1 protein-coding gene is annotated in these 279 nt (G+C 46.2%); it reads right to left on the reverse strand.

Going from position 1 to position 279, the window contains the following annotated elements; genetic code table 11:
- Positions 1–199 (reverse strand): hypothetical protein (locus KI367_RS26840; RefSeq protein WP_212953348.1); only part of this gene is annotated, 199 nt, incomplete at its 3' end.
- Positions 200–279: the final 80 nt, after the last annotated feature.

The raw sequence follows: 279 nt of genomic DNA on the forward strand, positions 1-279 counted from the left end.
TTATATGGGGAATCATATCTTTTAAAATAAAAATCGATTTAAAGCGCTCTGAGAACCCTACTTCAGTGACCGACGAGGCAATTTTAAACCCCCTGCAAAAAAACAGGGGGTTTCTCGACAGCCTGAGGGCTTCGCTCCTTAAGAGCAAGCCCTTTTTTTTAGGCTTTAGCCAGTTGAGCTCGCGAAGCGTGCGAAACAAAAAACCACCCGCTATGCGGGTGGAGGGAACGAGGGTTTGACCAACAAGACCATCCCGATAAAATTGAGATGTTCAGGCTC

It is taken from the genome of Paenibacillus cookii, assembly GCF_018333375.1.
Taxonomy (GTDB): Bacteria; Bacillota; Bacilli; order Paenibacillales; family Paenibacillaceae; genus Paenibacillus_AQ; species Paenibacillus_AQ cookii.